General features: G+C 48.5%; 21 protein-coding genes and 1 pseudogene. 18 read left to right on the top strand and 4 right to left on the bottom strand.

All coding sequences use genetic code 11. From position 1 onward, the window contains the following. The first annotated feature begins 337 nt into the window (after positions 1 to 337). The 4 genes from FYJ45_RS16515 (at position 338) to FYJ45_RS16500 (ending at position 4,391) form a co-directional block, all read left to right on the top strand. Positions 338 to 2,347: a right-handed parallel beta-helix repeat-containing protein gene (locus FYJ45_RS16515; protein ID WP_154465863.1), complete on the top strand. Its 2,010-nt coding sequence runs from the start codon at positions 338 to 340 to the stop codon at positions 2,345 to 2,347. 103 nt (positions 2,348 to 2,450) lie between these two features. Further along, on the top strand, positions 2,451 to 2,921 hold the full coding sequence (locus tag FYJ45_RS33225) for a dTDP-4-dehydrorhamnose 3,5-epimerase family protein (protein WP_154465861.1): 471 nt from the start codon (positions 2,451 to 2,453) through the stop codon (positions 2,919 to 2,921). 19 nt (positions 2,922 to 2,940) lie between these two features. Further along, positions 2,941 to 3,195 carry a glycosyltransferase family A protein gene (locus tag FYJ45_RS16505; RefSeq protein ID WP_330588719.1) on the top strand — a complete coding sequence of 85 codons (255 nt, stop codon included), beginning with the start codon at positions 2,941 to 2,943 and terminating at the stop codon, positions 3,193 to 3,195. A 419-nt stretch (positions 3,196 to 3,614) separates the two neighbouring features. Next, a complete protein-coding gene (locus FYJ45_RS16500) occupies positions 3,615 to 4,391 on the top strand; it encodes a DUF2971 domain-containing protein (protein ID WP_195841851.1) in 777 nt (258 codons plus the stop codon). 220 nt (positions 4,392 to 4,611) lie between these two features. Here FYJ45_RS16500 and FYJ45_RS29655 read toward each other — a convergent pair whose 3' ends face one another. Beyond that, complete coding sequence (locus FYJ45_RS29655) at positions 4,612 to 4,875, bottom strand: hypothetical protein (protein WP_195841850.1); 264 nt, start codon at positions 4,873 to 4,875, stop codon at positions 4,612 to 4,614. Positions 4,876 to 5,004: 129 nt separating this feature from the next. Next, a complete protein-coding gene (locus FYJ45_RS29650; protein WP_195841849.1) occupies positions 5,005 to 5,646 on the bottom strand; it encodes a hypothetical protein in 642 nt (213 codons plus the stop codon). A gap of 557 nt (positions 5,647 to 6,203) precedes the next feature. Here FYJ45_RS29650 and FYJ45_RS16475 point away from each other — a divergent pair. The 6 genes from FYJ45_RS16475 (at position 6,204) to FYJ45_RS16450 (ending at position 13,110) form a co-directional block, all read left to right on the top strand. Beyond that, complete coding sequence (locus tag FYJ45_RS16475) at positions 6,204 to 8,009, top strand: cache domain-containing sensor histidine kinase (protein WP_154465851.1); 1,806 nt, start codon at positions 6,204 to 6,206, stop codon at positions 8,007 to 8,009. Further along, the gene (locus FYJ45_RS16470; RefSeq protein WP_154465849.1) at positions 7,987 to 9,297 is read left to right on the top strand and encodes a response regulator transcription factor; all 1,311 of its coding nucleotides are present in this window, start codon (positions 7,987 to 7,989) and stop codon (positions 9,295 to 9,297) included. Before FYJ45_RS16475 ends, FYJ45_RS16470 begins: the two co-directional genes overlap by 23 nt. Positions 9,298 to 9,470: 173 nt before the next feature. Next, positions 9,471 to 10,832, top strand: a complete 1,362-nt coding sequence (locus FYJ45_RS16465; RefSeq protein ID WP_154465847.1) for an ABC transporter substrate-binding protein — start codon at positions 9,471 to 9,473, stop codon at positions 10,830 to 10,832. A 73-nt stretch (positions 10,833 to 10,905) separates the two neighbouring features. After that, on the top strand, positions 10,906 to 11,790 hold the full coding sequence (locus FYJ45_RS16460) for a carbohydrate ABC transporter permease (RefSeq protein WP_025489284.1): 885 nt from the start codon (positions 10,906 to 10,908) through the stop codon (positions 11,788 to 11,790). Further along, positions 11,787 to 12,623 carry a carbohydrate ABC transporter permease gene (locus FYJ45_RS16455; RefSeq protein ID WP_154465845.1) on the top strand — a complete coding sequence of 279 codons (837 nt, stop codon included), beginning with the start codon at positions 11,787 to 11,789 and terminating at the stop codon, positions 12,621 to 12,623. The genes FYJ45_RS16460 and FYJ45_RS16455 overlap by 4 nt, the downstream gene beginning before the upstream one ends. Positions 12,624 to 12,669: 46 nt before the next feature. Then, positions 12,670 to 13,110 (top strand): hypothetical protein, encoded by a 441-nt coding sequence (locus FYJ45_RS16450; protein ID WP_154465843.1) that lies wholly within the window; start codon positions 12,670 to 12,672, stop codon positions 13,108 to 13,110. Positions 13,111 to 13,185: 75 nt separating this feature from the next. On the opposite strand, the gene FYJ45_RS16445 is transcribed toward FYJ45_RS16450, so the two are convergent. Together FYJ45_RS16445 and FYJ45_RS16440 are read right to left on the bottom strand one after the other, a co-directional pair. After that, positions 13,186 to 13,701 (bottom strand): ATP-binding protein, encoded by a 516-nt coding sequence (locus tag FYJ45_RS16445; protein ID WP_235930841.1) that lies wholly within the window; start codon positions 13,699 to 13,701, stop codon positions 13,186 to 13,188. Next, on the bottom strand, positions 13,698 to 14,234 hold the full coding sequence (locus tag FYJ45_RS16440) for a response regulator transcription factor (protein ID WP_154465841.1): 537 nt from the start codon (positions 14,232 to 14,234) through the stop codon (positions 13,698 to 13,700). The genes FYJ45_RS16445 and FYJ45_RS16440 overlap by 4 nt, the downstream gene beginning before the upstream one ends. A gap of 96 nt (positions 14,235 to 14,330) precedes the next feature. Here FYJ45_RS16440 and FYJ45_RS32735 point away from each other — a divergent pair. From FYJ45_RS32735 to FYJ45_RS16400, 8 genes and pseudogenes are all read left to right on the top strand, one after another. After that, positions 14,331 to 14,779: pseudogene (locus FYJ45_RS32735) on the top strand (response regulator); the annotation flags it as partial. A 302-nt stretch (positions 14,780 to 15,081) separates the two neighbouring features. Further along, a complete protein-coding gene (locus FYJ45_RS16430) occupies positions 15,082 to 16,023 on the top strand; it encodes an ABC transporter permease (protein ID WP_276892864.1) in 942 nt (313 codons plus the stop codon). Between the two features lie 25 nt (positions 16,024 to 16,048). Further along, positions 16,049 to 16,966, top strand: a complete 918-nt coding sequence (locus FYJ45_RS16425; RefSeq protein ID WP_154465837.1) for a carbohydrate ABC transporter permease — start codon at positions 16,049 to 16,051, stop codon at positions 16,964 to 16,966. A gap of 66 nt (positions 16,967 to 17,032) precedes the next feature. Continuing rightward, the gene (locus tag FYJ45_RS16420) at positions 17,033 to 18,700 is read left to right on the top strand and encodes an extracellular solute-binding protein (protein WP_195841848.1); all 1,668 of its coding nucleotides are present in this window, start codon (positions 17,033 to 17,035) and stop codon (positions 18,698 to 18,700) included. A gap of 159 nt (positions 18,701 to 18,859) precedes the next feature. Further along, on the top strand, positions 18,860 to 21,064 hold the full coding sequence (locus FYJ45_RS31820; RefSeq protein WP_195841847.1) for an AraC family transcriptional regulator: 2,205 nt from the start codon (positions 18,860 to 18,862) through the stop codon (positions 21,062 to 21,064). Between the two features lie 507 nt (positions 21,065 to 21,571). Next, the gene (locus FYJ45_RS16410) at positions 21,572 to 22,123 is read left to right on the top strand and encodes a hypothetical protein (protein ID WP_408609504.1); all 552 of its coding nucleotides are present in this window, start codon (positions 21,572 to 21,574) and stop codon (positions 22,121 to 22,123) included. Continuing rightward, complete coding sequence (locus tag FYJ45_RS16405; protein ID WP_195841846.1) at positions 22,047 to 22,745, top strand: DUF1266 domain-containing protein; 699 nt, start codon at positions 22,047 to 22,049, stop codon at positions 22,743 to 22,745. Before FYJ45_RS16410 ends, FYJ45_RS16405 begins: the two co-directional genes overlap by 77 nt. Before the next feature lie 27 nt (positions 22,746 to 22,772). After that, a complete protein-coding gene (locus FYJ45_RS16400) occupies positions 22,773 to 23,285 on the top strand; it encodes a GNAT family N-acetyltransferase (protein ID WP_154465829.1) in 513 nt (170 codons plus the stop codon). The last annotated feature ends 93 nt before the right edge of the window (positions 23,286 to 23,378 follow it).

Below are 23,378 nucleotides of genomic sequence, written 5' to 3'. Positions count from 1 at the left end.
CTTGCGGGTACATAGGGCAGAGCCCTATGCCCTCGGAGAGCTTTCAAGTATCAATATCTGCAGTTTTCAAGGTTCTTTTGAGCCTATTTTTTTGACTCTTTTTTTTCATACATCATTTGACACTATCCTTCCAAAGATAGTCTGATTTGGATACAAAAAAACACGGATTCCTTCTGGATACGACATTTCCAGGTTAATATAATGATTATATAATGGCTTTATAAGATTAGCAAGAAAAGTCAGGCGGTTTTTATAAAGGCAAAAGTAACTGGTGCAGCTGTGAAGGGAGCAGGCAGTTACAAAAACAGAAAACGCACGACAGGAAAGGAGATCAAGTATGATTTATTATGTGAACGCAGCCGCGGCCAGAGAGGGCGACGGCAGCAAGGAAAGGCCTTTCAGGCGTATTAACGAGGCAGCGAAGGTTGCCGCGCCCGGGGATGAGGTTTTAGTTGCGCCGGGCATTTACCGGGAATATGTGGATCCGGTGAATGGAGGAACGGAGGATGCCAGAATTACCTATCGTAGCGAGCAGCCTCTGGGGGCAGTTATTACCGGTGCGGAACCGGTGGATTCCTGGGAACCTTATCAGGGAAATGTATGGGTCTGCCGCATTGATAACGGTGTATTCGGAAGCTATAACCCTTATACCACTTTTGTGGGAGGGGACTGGTATTTCGCTCCTGTCGTAAGACATACCGGCGCCGTATACTTAAATGACCGCCAGCTGTATGAAACCCAGACTCTTGAGGAATGCATCAAGGGTGAGGTATATCCCCCTTCCTGGGATCATGATTTCTCCATTTATAAATGGTATACCGAGCAGGAAGGCAATACCACAGTGATTTATGCCAATTTCCAGGGACATAACCCCAACGAGGAAAATGTGGATATCAATGTGCGCCGCAATTGCTTTATGCCCTCCAAAACCGGAGTGGATTATATCACCTTCAGCGGCTTTAATGTAAACAAGGCTGCAACCACCTGGGCGCCGCCCGCCGCTTATCAGGACGGCATGGTAGGCCCCCACTGGTCAAAGGGATGGATCATTGAAGACTGTGAAATCAGCAACAGTAAATGCTGCGGTATTTCTCTGGGAAAATATTACGATCCGGAAAATGATCATTATTTTACCAACAAACATGTGAAAAGCCCAACCCAGATGGAGAGGGATGCGGTCTGCCGCGGACAGTATCATGGCTGGCTGAAGGAAAAGGTGGGCGGCCATATCGTAAGACGCTGCCATATCCACCATTGCGAACAGGCAGGTATTGTAGGACGTATGGGATGCGTGTTCAGCCTCATTGAGGACAACCACATTCATCATATCAACAATATGCAGCAGCTGGGCGGCGCGGAGATTTCCGGTATCAAATTCCATGCAGCCATCGATGTTGTGTTCCGCCGCAACCATATCCATCATTCCACTATGGGAATCTGGTGTGACTGGCAGGCGCAGGGCACTCGGATCACACAGAACCTGCTTCATGACAACCATGCGCCGGAAGGCACTCCCATGGCGCAGGGCGCTATGATGAGCCAGGATATTTTCGTGGAAGTGGGTCACGGCCCCACATTGATTGACAACAATGTGCTGCTTTCCAAAGCGGCGCTGCGGATTGCAACCGAAGGCGTGGCTTGTGTACATAATCTGATTCTGGGCGCATTTACGGCGGTAGGCGGCGGAACGGACAATACCGTAAACGGTATCAACCAGCCCCGTTATACCCCTTACCACATCCGTCACCGTACCGAAGTGGCCGGCTTTATGTCGATCCTTCACGGAGACGACCGTATGTACAACAATATCTTCATCCAGAACTGGCCTGCTGCAGCGGCAGAGGAAAAAGAAGATATGGGCTTTAAAACCTCTGATAACCGGGAAGTGGGAACGCATGTATTTGACGATTACCCTACTTATGATGAATGGATTGGCTGGTTTGAAATGGATAAGCCCGCTGATATGGGTGCGCTGGCAAAGTACCATTTCTCACACCTTCCCGTATGGGTAAACGGCAACGCTTATTTCAACGGCGCCAAAGCCTGGAAAAATGAGAAGGATAAGCTGGTGGATGATCAGAATCAGGTATCCGTTGAGCTGGTGGAAGAGGATGGAAAGTATTATCTTAAGACAAATGTGTATGACGTGATGAAAGCCTTCAAAGTAGGACTCATCGACAGTGATCTGCTGGGCTGTGCTTTTGAGCCGGAACAGCGCTTCGAAAATCCGGACGGTACCTCCATCCTGTTCGATACGGATTATCTGGGCGAACACAGGGGCGTTGCATCCATCCCCGGGCCTTTTGCATCTGCGGAAGCGGCTGCTAAGCTTCTCTGGGAAGACTGAAGATAAACGGACTACGGCCGGCACTGTAAATGCGCAGGGCAGTTGAATAATGACAGAGCTTTACATAATCAAAGGCCGGTATTCGTAAAAGGATGCCGGCCTTTTGGTTTTATCCGACGTTGCCGAGTTTTCCTATAAGCTGTCGGATTTTTACCATCCTGAGGATGAAAGCGGTGTATTATGGAACGATGAACGATTGGGAATACAATGGCCAATTACTGAAGATATGCAGATAATTACGTCGGAAAGAGATTCCTCGAATTTGCCGTTTTCAGAGGAAGTGGTCTTGAAGCCTAAGAATATCCATGCTATGACAGAAGTGTCTGATTTGGAGGCTGTGTTAAACTCAGCGAGAAAATGGAATGCGATCGATAAAAATAAAATTGTTCTGGCAGGTTTTAGTCAGGGGGGGATTATCACGGCAATTACGGCAGCCAGATGTGAAAAAAATGTTGCGGGCATAATCTTAGAGAGTCCTGCATTTCTTATTCCTAAGGAAGCACATGATTTATTTGAGACTATTGCTGATATTCCGGATGAATATTATTACCATTTCCTCATAAACATCCATTAATCAGTAACGCAATTCCGGTATTATAGCGGCGGAGGGGGAATATTTTCTTTTTGTTGATTCGGACGATTATGTGGATAAGGTTATGGCAGAAAAACTTTTGCAGACACTTGTTATACAGCAGGCAGACATTTGCTACAGCGGATTTTTGGATGTATCGATAAATGGGGAAGAAAGGGCAGGAGTTCCTCCTGAGAAATTAATTTACTCAGGAGATGAGATCATGACTGATTTTATTGGGGAGGCCCTTGGGGCGGAACCTCAACAGTACTGTTAACTGGCCCGTTGCCGGAATATGTGATGAACAACGATTTGTTTGCTTTCCGTGATTCCTTAGGATTAATATATAATCCGGCGCTATTTCCAACCTGGCTATTACACTGCAGAAAGAATTTCATATAGTCAAGAAGCTTATTTTAAAGCAAAGGAGGAATTTTCATTACCTTATCATTTTAAGAAACTACTTATTATATATGGAGAGTTAGCTTCCTGATGTCATCATAATCAACCAAATATTGTAAATGGGAGTAATACCGGCCGAACTTTCTGTGGTGTTATCAGATACAAAATGTTCGGTCCGCCAAAAAGTGAATAAGGGGAAGAACATAGGAAATACTTCACAGAGAACCGATAATTATTCTGCATTAGGCAATGTATTTTCCACAAATCCAGGCAGAAAAGAAAGGCACAGTGGATATGGACTATTTATATCAATATACAAGCCTGAGCGCGCTGGCCCAGATAGTAAAAACCCGGTCAATCCGGCTGAATTCCCTGAAATATGTGGACGATCCGAATGAACTGGCAAGCGCTGATTTCAGAAGAGCCGGGAAATATTGTTTTGTAAGCTCATGGACCAGTGAAAAAGAGGAATCCATACCGATGTGGAATATGTACTCAAAAATGGACGGCGTAAGAATCCGGCTCCCTCTAAATCCCTTTGAACAATATACCTGGGAGGATCCCAGGCAGAAGGGCCGCTTTGTAACCAGCTGTATTCCCGAAGAAGATTTATATCAGGAAAACATGTTTCCGGTAATGGAAGAAGAGCTTCTTCATAAAGTCAATTATACGGAGGACGAGAGACTGTTATACCCCAGTCTCAGGCGGCAGATCCGGCACGGCGGAGAGGACTGTGCCGGCATTGAGCTTACCCGGTTAGGAAAGAATAAAAACAGTGCATGGGGGTTTCAGAAGGAATGGCGGTATCTGCTGTATTTTATGCCGGTTTCCCTGGAGGAGCTGCTCAAGGATCCCGAACAGGCCAAACGAAAAATTGATGATAATATCAGAAACAGCATCAGCCTGGCCAGAGAGGATTATTTCCTGAAAATCAGAGAAGAGTGCTTCGATGAGCTTGAAATATTGTGCGCGCCCAAGTTCAGCCAGGGAGACAGGATACTTCTGGAATGTCTTGTGAATACGTATTGCCAGGATGCGGTGATTATGGACAGCAGGCTGAAGATAAGGTGAGAGAGGCACCTTAATTTACTACAGGAAATTCAATTTTCATCACAAAGCCCTCTCCCCACCGGGAGTCCGCTTCCAGTATCAGCTTAAGATCCCCGGCAATCTCTTTTGCCAGGTACAGTCCCATGCCGGTGGACGAAGACGCCGTCCGTGCTGAGAAGCAGCAGAAGCCAGGGCAGGTATTGCCTGCAGATTTTCCAGTTATGTTTCATCATTATTTTCCTCAGGGATAAGCTGATAGCCCACACCGCGCACGGGAATGATTTTCCGGCGCATTTCCAGATCCTGCATGGTTCTTTTCAGTCTGCTGTGTAAGGAATTGTACGCCGAGGACCGTATTTGCAACGATCAGGAAAATAATTGCCAGATAAATGGTAATATAGCTGATGGATACCACATAAAAAAGCTGCCGACCTATGTTCTGCAGGTAGCTTTCATAGGGAATGCCGGCCCGGGTAAGCCTGTCGTTGGTCGGAAACCGCCCCAAGCAGGCTCTGCCCTTTCAGCCTGTCGGGAGAAAGCACCGCGTTCAGATAAACGGCATAATTGCCGACTGTCATGCGTTCAAAGACTTCGTCCGGCACAATGAGCGCCAGGGCCAGGGTAATGGAACGATCTACGACGAGATTGGCGGTATGGACATTGCCGGTGAGCCAAAAGGCTTCGCCTGCAATCTGTACCTCAGGGCGTCCGTCAAGGATCCCGTTGCAAAGGGCAAGCCGGTTATAGCCGGTGAAATCCGTATCCATATAGACCGCGCCTCATTGCCGGACAGCGTTATCTCTGGAAGCCCGGCGGCAGCAAGCAGCTGGTTATATCCGGACAGGGCGATCAGGCGCGGCGTATATCCATCGGAAAAATTGTTCAGAAGGACATCCCTGTCTTCAGATTCGGGCAGGCCTTCCAGTGCCTTCAGGACCGCGTCCATGGAAAAGCACGGTGTGTTATCCTCTGCGGGAGGGATATGCCCGACCTTCATTTCAAACAGGCTGCCAAACGTATCGGAAAAACCGGCGGCGGAGAGTTGTTCCCGTATGACGGAAGGGGCGTCCGGGCAGGGAAAGGTGTAATCGAGGACATGCTGCTCGGAATCCCCGTAAACCAGCGCGACTGCCACCCCTGTGCCAAAGCAGCAGAGCGCAGCCAGAATCAGCAGCGAGCTGATGGCAAGGGCGTGGGAACGGTGGATTACGTTTTCCTGCAGCTGACGGAAGGTGAAGGTATGCAGCTTTTTTTCCCGGCCGGCGCGGCCTGCCAACAAGCCCCAGGAAAGAGCGGAGGCCGAAAAAGAACAGGAGAGTGCCCAAAAAGCCGGTCAGCAGGCTTCCGATTTCCTCCCCTGCGATGCGTCCGCTGAGTATCATAAAGGCGGCCAGCTTGATCAGGGCGAACCCAATGGCTGTCCACAGGATTGCCGTCAGGGAAATGCTCAGGCGGTGGTAAGGACACTTACAGTGGATGAAAGGTTTTCCACAGGCCTGCGGTTTATTTCCGCGAGCAACGAGCCAAGTATCCATGCTTGCATGGATATTTGGCGACTGCCGCGAGGGGTGCTATGTGCCAGTGGCACATGTTTTGCACCGACCGAAGCGGAGCGTAGACCAAATACCCCGCTGCTCTGCAGCGCTGCAAGTTTGATACCTTGTTGCTTGCAGCGGGGTATTTGATTGCGGGGGCTGTCCATTTCTGATATAATGACAGAAGCATAGTAATTCGGAACAGGATAACAGCCATGTTATCCTGATTCTTTTATTTCACAGGGAAGCGCATCCTGTGAAATCCAGCCATGGCTGCGGCTGCGGGGGAGGTCGGCGGATGAAAAGGTATGCATTGGATCAGAAGATGAAAAGAATGTTCACGGCCGCATTTCTGGTGGTCCTGCTGCTTGCGGCGGGGCTGTTTGCAGGGATCAGCGGCAGCATGTACCGCAAGCAGGCCTATCAGTTCTGCGTCAGCCAGGTGGAGCTGAACCTGAATATCCTGGACAGCAGGCTGCAGCAAATCCAGACAAAGCAGCGCGTCCTTGCGGCGGATTCTGTAATCCGGAACGCTGTGGAATACCAGGTGGAAAATGAAACGGTGGACTATTCCATAGAGCTGTACCATCAGAGGGATGTGGCGGATAAGCTGTATATGCTGTCCGAGAACCCGGAGATTGAAAATGCATACATTGTAAGCGCAGACGGCCGATGCCTTTACAGCTACCGTGCCTCCGTAAGGAAGGATTACAATTTGATGCAGGAGGAGTGGCTGAAGGATATTGTGGATTCCATCTACCTGAACACCTCCTATGTGTCCGGAATGCATGACAAGCGGTATCTGCTTACGGAACAGAAAAATGAGTGTATCTCCATGGTCATGCCCATCACAAGGGAGAACCAGTATGCGTTTTCGGCGGCGGCCTACCTTGTCTGTGATATTGATCCTATGGCTGTCCTGCAGTCCTCCAGGTCGGAGGACGGCGGAGTAGGCCTGGCGCTGGCCGCCTCCGGCCGGCTGCTTTATGCAAAGGAAAGCAGGCACCTGGCAGAAGAAGAGGAAGAACAGATCCTGGCGCGGATTGATGAGGAAAAGTCCTCGTTTCAGCTGGGCGGGGATCCCTGGGGAACGGACCGCCTGGTGGTGGTGATGAAATCCAGGTTTTTTGGATGGAATCTGGTGGGAATCCGTTCACTGGATGAAATCCACAGCATCAACCGGAAGCTGTCCTGCATTCTGGCAGGAATCCTGCTGCTATCCGTCCTGCTGGTTGCCCTCGTATCCAGAATCGTGTCAAAGAGCATACTGACGCCGATGAACAGACTGGTGGACTGTTGCAACCAGGTGGCGGTGGGTAATTATGAGGTGGAGTTCCCGGAGGGAAAGAGCGAGGAAATCCATGTGCTTTCCCAAACGGTACAGACCATGATCCACAATGTATTCCGGCTTTCGGAGAAGGTGGTGGAGGAGGAAAAGAAGCTGTCGGAGGAACAGCTGAGGGCGCTGCAGCATCAGATCAATCCTCATTTTCTGAACAATGTGCTGCAGCTGATAAAGGGAATGGCGGTGGAGGGGAAAAAAACAGAGGAAATATCAAGGCTTTCCACGCTGCTTGGCAAAATCCTTGCATATTCGGTATATCAGCCCTATGAGGATGTGGAACTGAAGGAGGAGCTGGAGTATGTAAAAAATTATATGGAAATCCAGAACCTCCGCTACGGCGGCCGGATTTTTTATACCATTGACTGTGAGCCGGGGCTTGAAAATGTCAGGATATCCAAGCTGTTGATCCAGCCGCTGGTGGAAAATGCAATCGAACATGGGATTAAGGGCAAAGGAAGGGGCATGATCAGCATCAGCGCGGAGCGGGAAAGGGACAGCATCTGTATCCTTGTAAATGATAACGGAACCGGCATTCCGGAGCCGGAGCTTGCGGATATGAAGCGGAAGCTGGAGGCGGAGACGGTTTATCTGCAGGAGAAAAGTATCGGAGTACTCAATGTCAACGCCCGGCTGAAAAGAAAATATGGCGGAAGGTATGGGATTGAAGTGATTTCCAGGGAAGGGGCCGGAACGACGGTGATAATCAGGCTGCCGGAGAACGGGGAAGGGAAGGACAATGAAAATATTACTGGTAGATGATGAGATGTTTACGATCAAAATGCTCCAAAATCTGATTCATTGGGAGCAGCTGGGGCTGGAGGTCATGGGCTATGCAAGGGACGGGCAGGAAGCCTTCCATATGATAATGGAGAATCCGCCGGATATCGTGCTGACCGATATTAAAATGGATACCATGAACGGCCTGGAGCTGGTAAAGAAAATCCAGGGCTATTCCCCGGATATCCGCGTCCTTCTCATGAGCGCTTATGCGGATTTCGGCTATGTGAAGGAGGCCATGAAGAGGGGCTGCAGTGATTATATCCTGAAACCGATTGATGAGGCGGAGCTGGAACAGGCCCTGCGTAGGACGGTTGAGGAAATCCGGGGACGCAAGGAGCAGGAGTCGGTCATTAACGAAAGCGAGGCCCAGCTGCGGGCAATGAAGCTATACCAGTATATGAAAAATGGGTGCAGCCTGAACAGTATCCTCAATTTTGAACAGTATCTGCCAGTGGATTTTAACTCTTATTCATTGATGATGGTACGGCTGGAAAATGAAACCATTGACGAATTTAACAGCATCAGCACCATGGAGCCGGTGCAGAGCGGATATCTTACCGGCCTGATGAAGGAGATTCTTTCTGAAAAAACGGAGCATTTTCTCATCTTTGATTACGAGGCCCAGAACTGGTTTCTGCTGCTTGAGGGACTGAACGGACGGGATAAGGCGGCATGCGCCCAGCGCATTCTTGAAATGCTTAAAAGAGAGCTGGATGTCCGCGGTTTTATCTGCTTCAGCACCAGACAGCAGGGACTGGATAAGCTGCCGATGGTTTATGAGGAAGTTACCGCATTGGGCAAATACGGCTTTTTTGTGGGAGAGGAGCCGATACTGGGCTATGATTATAACTGCAGCCAGAAGGAAATGGAAGAAATCCGGACCATAGGAGCCATGCGGGAGCAGGAGCAGAAGGATACGGATATGGCTTCGGGGCAGGGAAAAAGGTACAGTAAGCCTGTAGAGCTGAGCCTGCAGCTGATTGAGGGAAGCTACGACCGGAATATCTCACTGGATGAAATCTGCAGGGAGGCGGCGGTGAGCAGGAACTATTTCTGCTATCTTTTCAAGCGTGAGGTGGGGGTCAGCGTATGGAACTATCTGACACAGCTGCGGATGGAAAGGGCTAAGAAGCTGCTGGAGGAGACGGATTTGAGGAGCTATGAAATCGCTTTTCAGGTGGGCTATGACAATCCCAGTTATTTTTCCAGGATCTTTAAAAAATATGAACAGATGACGCCGAATGAATACCGGGAAAACAGAAAATAGCATTATGTTACGGTGCGGCGGCGTAATATTGTGATATTTTTCCAAAAGAGGACAAATTATCGTGCCGGTCCGCCGAGCACGGTAATTTTTTTCTATATTTAAGGAATATAGTTGATTTCTTCGCGGAGGGAATTTCCCTATAATGAAGCTATCAAAGAAAACGGAGGTGCTCTATGAAAAAGAAAATGTTAGCAGGCATTCTGGCGGCGGCTCTTGTGACGGCAAGCCTGGCGGGCTGCGGCGGGAAAGACAGCACAGATACCGCGTCCGGCGCCAAAGCGGAAACAGCTTCACAGAAGGCGGAGGAAACAACGGCAAAGGCTGAGGAAAAGACGGAGGCGGAACCGGAAGCACAGACGGCGGAGCAGGTTACGCTGCGGCTCATGGCCTATAATGCGGAAGCTACCAGGGCTACTTATCTGAAGTACCTGGAGGAGAAATTCCCCAATATTAAGATTGAGTTTGAATTTGTTTCCCAGGATAATTTTGACAACATCCTCAATACGCAGCTTCAGGCCGGTGAAGGACCGGATATCATCGAGGTGGGCGGGCAGACCAAGCTGCTGGCAAACGCCGGTTATCTGCTGGATTTGACGGATCAGGGCTTTATAAGCAACTATGCGGACGCCGGCCTGCAGCCTTATACGGTGGACGGTAAAATCTATGCCACGCCGCTTCAGTCATGGTATGAGGGTATTTTCTATAATAAGAAGATATTCCGGGACAACGGCCTGGAGGTGCCGAAAACATGGGAGGAATTCATCGATTTGCATAAGAAGCTGGAGGAAAAGGGGATCAAGGCCCAGACCATGGGCGCCCAGTCCTATGAGCCTATGATGAAGCAGAGCATTGCCCTGGTAAACAATATGTTTTATTCCACGGACGAAAGCAAGGGCTTTGATGAGAAATTCAATGCCGGGGAAGGAAAACTGGAGGAAGCATGGCTTCCGGCGGTTACTGAATGGTATAAGATTATAGAAGCAGGCTGCCTCACCCCTGATATGCTGGGACTCAGCTATGATCAGGCACTGGATGAATTTGCCACAGAGAAGGCCGCTATGTGGGAGTGCGGACCTTGGGCGGTGGAAACCCTGAAAGAGAAGAATCCGGATCTGGATTTCGGCATGTTCCCTATCCCCGGGCCGGATGCTGATAAACCGGGCTGGCTGGTAGGAGGCCCTGGTTCCGCATTTGCAGTCAATGCAAAATCAGAGCATGTGCAGGAAGCACTTCAGATTCTGGAAGCGACGGCAACACAGGAGGCGCAGCAGGCGCTGGTAAAGGATAATGCAGGCAGCTCCTTTGTCATTGGCGTAGAGGTGGATCTTGGAGATCTTTACACAGACTGTGACGAAGCCTTTAAGGCCGGGCATGTCTATGCACCCTGGACAGCGGTATGGACGAACGGAAACGCGGTAACAGAGGGATATGGAAAATCCCTGCAGGAGGTGCTGGCGGGAACAAAGACGGTTCAGGAAGCGCTGGCTGATGCGGATGCCATTAATGATGACCTGAGGGAAGCCGTGGGCAACTGATTTTTTCATAAAGAAAAGAAAGAGCAAAGGGGATGTCGCAAAGGCATCCCCTGTTAAATGGAAAGGGTACAACATGAAAGGAAATAAGAGGGATAAGATATACCTGTTTATGATACTGCCGGCTTTTATCGGTTTTACCGGACTTTTTATTGTCCCTACGGTGATGAGCTTTTTCTACAGCATGACAAACTGGTCCGTATACAGCCAGGAAATCCATTTTGTGGGGCTGCACAATTACCGGAAGCTGTTCTCCGACGACAAGACAATCGCTCCCATCCTGCACTCAATTAAATATGCCATTCTTATTACTGTAATACAGAATGTGTTTGCCATCGTGCTGGCGGTCCTTCTGAATAAAAAATCAAAAGCGGCAAACTTTGTGAAATCCATTACATTCCTTCCTGCCGTGCTGAGCATCATGGTGGTGGGCTATCTGTTCCAGTATATTATGACCTCTGCGGACGGCGGGCTTTTAAACAGCATCCTTATGTTTTTCGGGGGAAAACCGGTAAACTGGCTGGGAGACAGCAAAATAGCGTTATATTCCGTGCTCATCACCCAGGTCTGGCAGTGGACCGGGTGGTCGATGGTCATCTATATCGCCAATCTGAAAAGCATCGATTCCGCCTTGTATGAGGCGGCAAATATTGACGGCGCCGGGCCGGTACAGCTGTTTTTCCGGGTGACGCTGCCTCTTCTGCATCCCGCGACGTCCTTTAACGTCCTGATGAGCCTGATCGGCGGCATGAAGATGTTTGACGCGGTGTTTGTCATGACCAAGGGCGGCCCCGGCTATGCTACAGAAACGATTATGACCACCATGATAAGAGAAGGGTTCAACAGCGGGCGCAATGCCTATGCCTGCGCTTTTGCGGTAGTTTTTTTCATATTGGTATTTCTGTTTTCCAGGGCTGTGACCTGGTTCCTGGATAAATGGGAGGAGGCGGTTCAAGGATGACGAATATAAAAAAGATATCGGGAAAAATACTGTATGCCATTTTTCTGCTCCTGCTGTCCATTATTATGCTTCTCCCTGTTTACTATCTGCTTATCACGACCTTTAAGACCCCGGCAGAAGCGGCAGCTAGCCCTCTGGGGCTTCCACGGCATCTGACCTTTGACAATTATGTAAATGCCATCGGGGCCATGCACTATGGCCGTTCCCTTGCAAATAACCTGATCATTGCGGTGGTATCCGTCATCTGCCTGATTATTTTTGCTTCTATGGCGGCTTATGTTGTGGCTAGAGGCAAGCGGCGGATATTCCGTTTTATGTATTCCGTATTTATGGTAGGGCTGATCATTCCCTTCCAGACCTCCATTATCCCCCTGTATAAAATCATTTCCGGGATGAGCCTGATGAACCGCCATCTGGGAGTTATTCTTGTGGACGTGTTCTGCATTAACCTGCCCCTTTCCATTTTCCTGATGAAGGGCTTTATCAATACGGTGCCCGCCGAACTGGAGGAAGCGGCGCTGATAGACGGAAGCGGGATATTCCGCTGCTTCTGGAAAATAATTTTTCCCCTTTTAAAGCCTATCGTGTCCACCGTAGCGATACTGGATACCCTGGCTATCTGGAATGATTTTATGACGCCGCTTCTGTTTCTGCAAAGTCCTGAAAAACAGGTGCTTTTACAGCAGGTATACCGTAATGTGGGACCGTTTTCCACGAATTGGACGGCGTTTTTCCCCATGCTTGTGGCGGCAACCCTGCCGCTGGTCATTTTCTATCTGATTATGCAGAAGCAGATCATTGAGGGCGTCGTTGCAGGTGCAGTGAAGGGGTGAGTGCGCCCGAAGTAAAAAGCGGATGATTTTGGCGTGCACAGCTGTAATGGACGGAAACAGAAGATATAAGACGGTGAAGTACCTGCAGGAAAAGCAGTGGAGTGCCGGATCTCCGGTTATGCTGAATAAAGGCGCTGTTTTAAAGGATACAGTGACCGGTAACCATATATTGCAGCTGCAGTTTATCTGCCTGGCTGAAAAGGAAATAAGAGAGGCAGTCGTTGAGATTGCCTGCCTTGATTTTTTGGGGAAATGCATTGAAACCTTGGACTATACATATACAGACCTGAAGGCGGGCCGGAACGAGCTTTTTGGCGACAGGGCTCCGGTTTTTTTCAGCAATGCAAAAGCAAGAAATTTCGAAATCAATATAAAGGAAATAACTTTTCAGGACGGAACGCGCAGCAGGGCAGAATATAAGCTCAGCGCTGCGGGATCATTCTGCTTTGCTTCCTTTAATATATCAGTTTCCGGAATTTCAATGTGAAGGTGGTAAGGATGTGGGGATCGCTTTTGAGTAAGATATCGCCGCCAAGCTGGTTTGCGAGGCTTTTGGCGATGGTCAGGCCGAGTCCTTACCCTGTATTTCCTGGTTCCGGGAATCCTCCAGGGTGAAGAGACGGTCGAAAATCCGGGAGAAGGCTTTGTCGATACCTTTGCCCTTGTCGGATATGTCGATATAGACATACTTTTCGTCCGAATGAAGAAAAACTCCCAGATATTTGCCGTCCCCGCCATAACGGACGGCATTTGACATGAGATTTTCCAGAATCCGTCCCAGGGCGTCCCTGTTTCCCATAATGCACACGGATTGCTCCGGGATATCAACTTCTACCTGGAAATTTTTCTGGGTCAGCAGCTCATAGAAATCAAGAACCGCTTCCCGGCAGCAACTGTCGTCCGTGAAAACCATGACTTTTTCATCACTTCCCGATACAAGGCTCTCCTCCAGCTTGTCGCTCGCTTCCTTCAGCCTTGCGTGTATCCCTTTTTTAAAATGGAACCGCTGGTAAAGGATAATGGAAAAAAGAAGGATAATGCAGAGAATGAGAAGAAATATGATTGCAGCTTCGCTCATTTGAATTCTCCTGACTTGTAACCGATACCCCACAACGTAATCACATATTTGGGAGAACGGGGGATATCTTCAATTTTATTCCTCAGCCGGCTGATATGGACGTTAACCGCGTTTTCATCGCCAAGATAGGCGTCATTCCAGATGAGGGAATAAATCTGTTCCTTGGTATATACTTTCCTGGGATTCTGCAGAAGGAGACGTAGAATTTCAAATTCCTTCGCCGTGAGCTCAATTTCCTTTCCCAGCTTTGAAACGGTGTAATCCTCCAGATTCATTCGCAGTTCTCCCACAGTAAGCAGGGAGGGGCGGGCAGGGGAGGAAGCGGCATACTGGCCGGTCCTTCGCAGATTGGCCTTGATCCGGGCGAGTACCTGGACCATGGAAAAGGGCTTGGTCACATAATCGTCAGCGCCCAGACCCAGCCCAAGCGTGATATCGGAATCCGTATCTTTTGCGGACATAATGATAATCGGCACCATACTTTGGGCACGGATTTGCTGCAGCACATCCATGCCGCTGATTTTTGGCAGCATCTTTCAGCATTCCGCAGATTTCCGGATCATCTTCAACCAGTAATAGCTTCATGGATACCTGATATTTCTGCGCCATTTTTTCATAAGAGCCGGGAAGGCACAGACTACGATGTCTGTCTGGTGGACTGGAGAATGCCGGATATTAACGGGGTGGAGGTAACGCGCCATCCGTGAGGTATCAGGGCCGGATACGACAATTATCATCATTACTGCCTATGATTGGAGTGTGATTGAACAAAGCGCGCGAGAGGCCGGAGCCAATGCTTTTTTATCCAAACCGATTTTTGCTTCGTCGGGAACGTTATGATTTGATACTGATGGATGTGCAGATGCCTGTAATGGACGGATACCAGGCGACGGATGCCATCAGGAAGTCGGAGCATCCCCGGGCGCGGATCATTCCGATTGTCGTCATGACTGCGGATGCATTTCATGAAGATGTTATGCGGGCTTATTCTGCCGGCATGAACGGACATATTGCAAAGCCGATTGATCAGAAGGTGCTTTATCAGGTGATTTCGGAGACGATGGCCGGGCAGAGATAGGCGGCAGGATTATGAACGATGCCTATAGGGCAGTTTTAACAGAATGGCGTAAGCCGGCAATAGTGACGGAATAAAAAACAACGGTATAAATTTTTGTAAGGCATGGAAATCACATTTCCATGCCCTTTTCGATCTATGTGTAGTATGCATAAAATAAACCTGCATTTCCCAGGAAAACAGGCAATTTTCGAATAAAAACCGGGGTATAAAAATTTATAACGTTGATAATATGCTGGACATTTATTATATTCTAACCATGCAACATGCAAGAAAGTTACAAAAAAAGAAGGGAGAGGTTTTTAGTGAAAGCATCCGGAAAACCGAAAGCCATAAGAAAGAAGAAAAGCCTGGCGGCAGCCATGAGGGACAACTGGCAGCTGTACATATTAGTACTGCCGGCTATCATTTATTTTGTGGTTTTCAATTACCTGCCTCTGTATGGGATTCAGATTGCCTTTAAGGATTATAAGGCGGTGGATGGCATTGCAGGCAGCGCCTGGGTGGGGGTGAAGCATTTCAAGAATTTTTTCAACGCCTACTATTTTAAGAGGTTATTGTCCAACACCTTATTATTGAACGTGTATTATCTGCTGTGGAGCTTCCCGGTTCCTTTGATTCTGGCAATATTCCTGAATCAGATCCGGGGAAAAAAGAAGAAGAGGTTTATACAGACAAGTATTTATGTTCCCTACTTTATATCAACCGTCGTACTGGCAGGTATGCTCTATATTTTCCTCTCACCTACCAGCGGTATCCTGAATTTTGCCAGGACGGCTATGGGCCTGAAGGCGGTTGACTTCATGTCCGAGGCTTCGGCATTCCGTCCTATCTATATTATTTCAGGTATCTGGCAGGCGGCGGGCTACGGAACCATCCTTTATATTGCCACGCTGACTGGCATTGACCCGTCATTATATGAAGCGGCTGAAATCGACGGCGCCAGCATCTGGCAGAAAATACGCTTTATAGATATCCCGAGCCTGATTCCAACGGCCATGATGGTGTTCATCCTGGACTGCGGCAAGATGCTTGCCTCCGATACGAACAAAGCGCTGGTTATGCAGACGCCCGGCAATATTCCTACCTCAGATATCATCGGCGTTTATGTTTACAATGTAGGTCTTGGAAGCGGACAGTTCTCCTACACGGCGGCCATTGGCCTGTTTGTCAATATCATCAACTTCATATTGATAATATCCGTCAACCAGGTATCCAAACGTATGACAGACGTGGGATTGTTCTGATAAAAGTGATTGAGAGGTTTTTTCGATGAAAAAGAAAGCAAAAAAACAGATGAGCTTCAGCAATCGTATTTTTTACATGTTTAATTCGATATTCTGGATTGTCATCATGCTGATTATCCTGTATCCGCTCTATCTGGTGTGCATCGCCTCCGTATCCGACCCGGATGCGATTGTAAGAGGGCAGGTAATCTGGCACCCGGTGGATTTTTCCCTGATTGGCTATCAGGCGGTTTTTAAGTATAAGGAACTGTGGTCTTCCTATGCGAATTCTATCTTCTATACCTTTGCAAGCGTAGTCATCAGTATTCTGGTAACGCTGTCGGCGGCTTATGCGCTGTCAAGACCGAAATTCGTGGGAAAAGGAGTTATTAACTTATTCTTTGTATTTACCATGTTTTTCAACGGCGGCCTGATCCCCACCTTCCTTGTCATGAAGAACCTGGGATTATATAATACCAGAGCGATCATTATTTTGATGGGCTGTGTCAGCGTCTGGAATCTGATGGTTGCAAGAACCTACATACAGACCAATATTCCCGGAGAATTGTATGAAGCGGCCATGCTGGACGGCGCCACGCATTTCCAGTATTTTTCCAAAGTGGTTCTGCCCTTAAGTAAAACGATTATTGCAGTTCTGGCTGTGTATTACGGGGTGGCGAAATGGAACGATTACTTTAACGGCCTGGTTTATTTAAGAGACAGAAGCCTGCTGCCGCTGCAGACAGTGCTTCGTGAAATCCTGGCAACGCTGCAGGTGGACAAATCCGGGGATTACATGATGTCCATGGCGGACAGCGCGGCGTCCATGAGTGAGGCAATGCGTATTGCCAATGTTTCCAAATACTGTATCATTGTAGTGGCAACAGGCCCTGTGGTGATTCTCTACGCAGTGATGCAGAAGTATTTTGAAAAGGGTGTTATGATCGGCTCTCTTAAGGGCTGATGCACCATCGTAAAATTATGGTATAAGCACAGTATGTGTTGTAATAGAAAAAGGAGGTTTTTCTTTATGAAGAAGAAAGCAATTGCACTTATGTTGGCGGCAGCCATGACAATCACGGCCCTGGCCGGCTGTGGAAGTTCGTCCGGGACAACAACTGCCGGAAATGCTTCCAGCGAAGCTGCTTCCGAGGCGGGAAGCACAGGAACAGGAGAAGCTGCTGCGGCAGCGGATGGTAATTTTAATGAGACAGGCTATCCGATAGTAAACGAACCCATCACCTTAAAGGTTATGATTGCGGTGCGTGACAACGATTCCCTGACAAGCTTTGATGAAATGCCCGCTGTACAGCGTCTGGAAGAGCAGACCGGCATCCATGTGGAATGGGAACCCATCAAAGGCTCCGACTGGAGCACAAAGCTGAACCTGGCTTTTGCTTCCGGCGAATATCCTGACGTTATCCTTGCAACCAATGGCGGAAACGGCGGTGTGGACGATGAGGAATACGGCGTGACACAGGGAATCGTTATCCCTCTGGACGACCTGATTAATCAGTATATGCCTAACTTCACTTCCAGAAGAGATGCGGAAGACAATGACCCTACAGTCAGCCTGGTGGCCAGCGACGGGAAAATTTATTCCGTAGGCTATCTGGTAGGGCAGAATATCAATACCAACCAGCACTTTTTTATCAATCAGGAATGGCTGGATGCCCTGAACCTGGAAACACCCAAAAATGTGGACGAGCTGACCGAAGTATTCCGCGCATTTAAGACTGGCGATCCCAACGGCAACGGCGAAGCAGATGAGATACCTCTGGAAATGGGTCTGGATACCGGATTTAACGGCATCAGATATATGCTTCCTTTGTTCGGCCTTCCCTGCGACCCTGACAAATGGATTTATATCGACGATGATAAAAAAGTACAGTTCCTGCCTACACAGGAAGGCTTCCGTGACTGCATGGAATGGCTGCATATGCTCTATGATGAAGGCCTTGTTGACCCGGAACTGGTATCCCAGGACTTCAATACAGTAGAAACCAAGTTAAAAGAAGGAAATGTGGGCTTCTTTACCGCATGGCGCCTGGTTGCCATGGCTTATGACGACGGCGTGGCTTCCAATTCCGTTCTCTGGATGCCCGACAGCAATGCAAAGCTTTACCGTTATCTGGAACTGTGCAAACAGGGAGCTTTCGTGACAAGCACAAATGAAAACGTACCCGCTACCATGAGATGGCTGGACGCCCTGCTTGATACGGAAATGATGTTCTCCCTGTACTACGGCGAAAAGGATGCAGGCGATACCCTTGGCTGGAAATATGATGACAACGGCAAGATCACCGTTACCAACGATGGAAGCGCTGACGTTAAGAATTATATTGACTGTAATACCCTGTTCTTCGCACCCGGCAAATACCTGAGCGAAACCTTCAATATGCCTCTGCAGCGTACCGAAAAAACGGAGTACTGCCAGAAGTATGACGAGGCCGGCAATATCCAGAAATATTCCAACGACTATCTTGATATGGCGCCTCTGACCTCCGAGCAGCTTCAGGAAAGCACGCTGAAGGAAACAGATATTAACAACGCTGTTGTTGAAAATATCGCTGCTTTTGTAACCGGCGGTGTAACCGATGACAACTGGAATTCCTTTGTTTCCATGTTTGACGGAATGGGCGTTGCCGATTATGTACAGATGTATCAGGGTGCAATTGATACTATGGAACTGGAATAATAATAACACAAAAAAAGCTCTGCTGCCGGTAGGCGGCAGAGCCGTTTGTGCGCTATAAATATTGTGTGCTATAATAAAAAATAAGTATGGACGTCCTGACTGTTGCATTTTTTTGCAGGTCACGTTAAGAAATATAACAGGGAAATGGGGGAGGCTTTTGTGAAAAAAATATGGGATGAATTAAAATCACAAAATATTTTTTACTATATTATTGTATTCAGTATCATTGTAATACTGATCATTACATCGCTGGGGAGTTATCTATACCAGTTTTATTATAAGACGATTTATTCGGACTTCCTTATTTCTAATGAGGAACATCTTGACGCAGAGATAAACAGACATGAAAATGATATGCAGATTATCAGGAATATCGTATATCAAATGGGTATAACTGAGGATGTGACCAAATTCAGACTTTCGGAAAACCCGCAGGCGGCTCTCCAGCTGGAGAAGCACCTGTTTCAATATATAACGGTAAGCCAGTTTTTTCAAATGTTGCTTTACCAGTATCATGAAGACGATTATATGTACACCGGAACCACTTCGGTGGGAATGGACTATTTTGCGGAACAGGGCTGTGTGATGGAGCTTTTGGACGCGGAAGAGGTAAAAGCGGAGATCCGATCCACTGACAAAGAACTGCGCATTTGGCCGGAACAATCTGTTTCCGGCTTCTGGATTCAGAAGTATATGGGCGGGGAGGACATGGTGCTTTATATGCAGGCCATTCCTCCGGCTTTCCAGGAAACGCTTCTGTTCGTTGTGCCGGGTTCCTATTATGATTCGCTGATGGAAAAAGACGAAGAGGATCTGAGGGAAGATTTTATTATTTATAAGGATGAAGTCATTGTTTCCCGGGGAAGCCTGGAGCTGCCTTCCGATGCGATCCTGCCGCTGTCAGGGGAAGAGGAGGGACAGCGCCAGGTAAAGATAGATGGGAAAAAATACCTGCTGAGCGTCCGGCAGGGGACAAGCGGCCTGACTTACTGCTCCCTGCAGTCGATGGAAGTTTTTTACGATAAAATTGTAACCGGACAGTGGGGGATTATTGTGCTGCTGAGCGTATGCGCCATCCCTGCGGCGTTTTTTATCATGGTATTTTCCAGACGCATGGCGGCAAAGGTGAAAAAAATGAACCAGCTGCTGGATTCCCAGGAGGAAACAAATTATAACTTAAGCAGCATAGAAAGCGGCATCCAGATGCTGGTGGAGGCGAACGAGCAGAAGGAGAAGGAAAATCTGCAGCTGAAGAAGACCCGGTTTGTCAGGAATTTTATCCGGAATGACTTCAAAAGCTGGGAGGAAGTGCTTCAGGCGGCGCAGAAAGCGTCCATAGAGATTGAAAACACCATGTACCTGGCCGTCCTGCTGGGAGAGCGCAGCGACAGCAATGAAAGCCGCGCCCATGCGATGATGCTGGATGTGATCGCGCAGGCGGCGCATCTTGACGGCTACGGCATCCATCTGGTCAGCAATAACCAGAGCCTTTTTGTCCTTTTTTCCGATTCGGCGGAACGGATCGAAGAGACGCTGGGTATGCTGTTTACCATCGGCAAGGAATGCCATGGGGAATTTGTAATGTCCGTAAGCAATTATCACCAGGATTTCATGGAAGGTTCAGCGGCTTATCTGGAGGCGGATACTGCGTTTGACAACCGTTTCCTGCAGGATAATAACAAAATCATCCGTTTTGGCGACGTGGCGCTGACGGATGTGGTGAATGTGCTTCCCGATTCCTATCTGCAGAAGCTGAAGGCGGCGCTGCGCAGCCGGGATAAACCCGCAGTAGAGCAGGCCGTGGAGGATATCTGCAGGAGAATGACGAAGAAAAGCCCGTCCCTGCCCCTGTTCCGCCTGCTGTACAATGATATTATCCATGTGCTGATTTCAGAATGGAAGGCAGAAAATACCGGGCTGGAAAGCATTTACAACGTATTCACGCTTTCCCAGTGCCTTACCATCCAGGATTTTAACGATTTCCTTTGCGAGGCCTGCAGCCGAATCATTGAGACGAAGCCGGAGGAAAGCGTGGATCGTTCCAGGATTGTGGAAGAAGCGGCGGCTTATATGAAAGAGAATTTTGCCAAGCCGGAGCTTACCATGAGCATGCTGGCGGATTATCTGGGCATCAGCTCCGTTACCCTGGCGGTGGAATTCAAGAACCAGATGGATATACGGCCTTCGGATTATCTTGCCAACCTGAGGATGGAACGGGCCAGGGAGCTTCTCGTTTCCACCAATATGCTCGTCCGGGAAATCAGCCTGTCGGTGGGCTATGAGGACGATCATGTATTTACCCGCCGTTTTAAGAAGTACACGGGAAAAACGCCGGGACAGTACCGGGAGGAGCATACGATATAGTTTTACGGAAAATTAACAGGAAAGTTGAAAAGCTTTCCGCCGTCCGTCTTATTGAGTAACACAGAATTGCCGAATACATACGAAGTGTCTTGTTTTGTTACTGCCTGATTGGTATAATGTAAATCAGCAGATCTCCTGCCTGAACCGGGGAGGCTGCAGACAATCAGAGCTGTCAACGCTGCTCGGATACGGGACGGGAGGCTTCCAGGATGGACATACAACGGAGTTAGGTAAAAGAGGGAAAAGAACGGGGATAAATCAAATATATGGCAAAAAGAAGCAGTATCGGAAGGTCCTGCTTCTTTTTGCTGTACTGTTGGCCTCTTTCGCCCCTTTTATGCTTATTGCCCGGAGGTAAATGCGCAGGAGGAGGAACCGAGAGTCCTGAAGGTTGCATTTCCCTATACTTCTGGTATCAATGAGGTTTATGATGACGGCACTTATGGCGGCTGTGTATATGACTGGCTGATTGAGATTGCCAAGTATACAGGCTGGCAATATGAATTTATGACAGAAGGAAATGCATCAGAACAGCTGAGTAAAATGGCCAATTGTGAATATGACCTGATGGGGGGCATGTTCTACAGGGAAGAATTCAAGGATCTTTATAATTACCCCTCTTATATAATGGGATCCAATTATTCCCTGCTTATCTATCATCAGGAAGATACGGATATAAAAGGCTATGACTATAATACGCTGAATGGAAAACGGATAGGCGTTTTGAAACGAGCGGTCCAGAAAATTGAACGGCTGCAGGAATTTCTGACATTCAATAATATTTCCTGTGAGCTCGTATACTATGAGGATACGACGGAGTATGGGAACTGCCTGGAAAGCGGCAAGGTGGATTTAATGCTTGGCGCGGATGTATACATGCAGGAGGAAGCGGCCGCCAAAAAAACGGCCATGGAAGGAGTTGCCGAAAAACAGAAGGCGGAGGAACAGCGCTGGTCAGGAAGCTGCCAACCAACAGCGCCAAGTGGAGGCGGCCAACCAGGAGCAGATTCAGGCAGAGATAGCCCGCCAGGTTGCCGACTGTGCAGCCATGGGCGTTGAGGACATGATGAACCAGCTTTTCGGTGAGGATATGGGAATCATCTCTGCGGCTATGGAGACTCTGGCCATGGAAGAAGATGAGGATGATGAAGAGGAGGAACCGGAGCTTACCCTGGCATTGGAGCAGGAGCTTTACCGGGTTCTGGAGGAAAAGCTGGCCTGGCTGGACACACTGCCGGAGCCGGAATCGGTTCCTTATGCAAAGAATGATCCCAGGTGGAGCCGTTTCGGCAAGTCGATCTGCCGGGGCTGGCGGTTTGTGCAGCATTTTAAGAGCCGGTACCGCCCTGAATTTCTGCTGGGCTGGGACATAGGACGGGCGGCTATGCTGGCCCGCTGGGGCCGCTATCTGGGCTGGATCACCGAAGGCGAGGCTGTGGGTATTCTGTGGGAGCTTTCACAAAAGGCTGTCCAGGAGCTGCACAGCTGGCGGGAGTTTGCCCGGTCATACATATTTGGCGGCCTGATGTGGAAGCTTATTTGCGGCGATGGCGCGGCGAGCTATCTTGGCTATCTGGCAGATGCCGCAACCGATCTTCTTACCGGAAGCGCTGAGGAGGACGAAGGACAATGGAGGGAATGCCCATGGCCGGAAGCCCGCAGAATTGGGTTCCGTGTGTAATTCCCTCTTTGGGGGTCAGGAGAAGCTATGGAATATGTATTCATTAATGAAGAAAACCGCAAAGAAGTGACAGACTTTATCGTTGAACACTGGCTGTCAGCAGAAATGGTCATCCGTGGTGCTATTGTTGACATGACAAAGGTTGATGGAATTGCGGTATTAGAGGATAAGAAAATTATCGCGCTGCTGACTTTTGCGGTTAACACAGATGTATGCGAAATCATTTCTTTGGATAGTCTGACAGAAGGCAAAGGCATTGCTTCCTCACTGATTGAAAAAATTATTGCGGCTGCGCGTCAAAAGCATTGTAAAAAGGTTATTGTAATTACGACGAATGACAATATTAATGCCATTCGCTTTTATCAAAAGCGCGGCTTCGACATGGTAAAACTATACCATAACGCGTTAGATGCTTCGAGGCGATTGAAGCCGCAAATTCCGCTGCTTGGAGAGAATGGCATACCTTTACGGCGGCCTTTCTCCAACCTTTTTTATACCAGGACGGGAACCGGAGGAAACGCCCGACAGATGAAAATTTAAGATACACAGACGGCATCTTAGGAAATAATTAATAAATTTTATATCAATAAATAATAAATGAAGCATTCGGACTCAATATAATAAGTATAGAAA

Origin of the sequence: Eisenbergiella porci (assembly GCF_009696275.1) — a bacterium.
GTDB lineage: Bacteria > Bacillota > Clostridia > Lachnospirales > Lachnospiraceae > Eisenbergiella > Eisenbergiella porci.
This window is presented reverse-complemented; position numbering and strand designations above follow the sequence as displayed.

Coding starts and splice junctions, on each gene's coding strand:
- FYJ45_RS16515 (WP_154465863.1), top strand. CDS start 338: ATGATTTATTATGTGAACGCAGCCGCGGCCAGAGAGGGCGACGGCAGC.
- FYJ45_RS16500 (WP_195841851.1), top strand. CDS start 3,615: ATGGACTATTTATATCAATATACAAGCCTGAGCGCGCTGGCCCAGATA.
- FYJ45_RS16475 (WP_154465851.1), top strand. CDS start 6,204: ATGAAAAGGTATGCATTGGATCAGAAGATGAAAAGAATGTTCACGGCC.
- FYJ45_RS16470 (WP_154465849.1), top strand. CDS start 7,987: ATGAAAATATTACTGGTAGATGATGAGATGTTTACGATCAAAATGCTC.
- FYJ45_RS16465 (WP_154465847.1), top strand. CDS start 9,471: ATGAAAAAGAAAATGTTAGCAGGCATTCTGGCGGCGGCTCTTGTGACG.
- FYJ45_RS16460 (WP_025489284.1), top strand. CDS start 10,906: ATGAAAGGAAATAAGAGGGATAAGATATACCTGTTTATGATACTGCCG.
- FYJ45_RS16455 (WP_154465845.1), top strand. CDS start 11,787: ATGACGAATATAAAAAAGATATCGGGAAAAATACTGTATGCCATTTTT.
- FYJ45_RS16450 (WP_154465843.1), top strand. CDS start 12,670: ATGGACGGAAACAGAAGATATAAGACGGTGAAGTACCTGCAGGAAAAG.
- FYJ45_RS16445 (WP_235930841.1), bottom strand. CDS start 13,701: ATGAGCGAAGCTGCAATCATATTTCTTCTCATTCTCTGCATTATCCTT.
- FYJ45_RS16440 (WP_154465841.1), bottom strand. CDS start 14,234: ATGCTGCCAAAAATCAGCGGCATGGATGTGCTGCAGCAAATCCGTGCC.
- FYJ45_RS16425 (WP_154465837.1), top strand. CDS start 16,049: ATGAAAAAGAAAGCAAAAAAACAGATGAGCTTCAGCAATCGTATTTTT.
- FYJ45_RS16420 (WP_195841848.1), top strand. CDS start 17,033: ATGAAGAAGAAAGCAATTGCACTTATGTTGGCGGCAGCCATGACAATC.
- FYJ45_RS16410 (WP_408609504.1), top strand. CDS start 21,572: ATGACAGAAGGAAATGCATCAGAACAGCTGAGTAAAATGGCCAATTGT.
- FYJ45_RS16400 (WP_154465829.1), top strand. CDS start 22,773: ATGGAATATGTATTCATTAATGAAGAAAACCGCAAAGAAGTGACAGAC.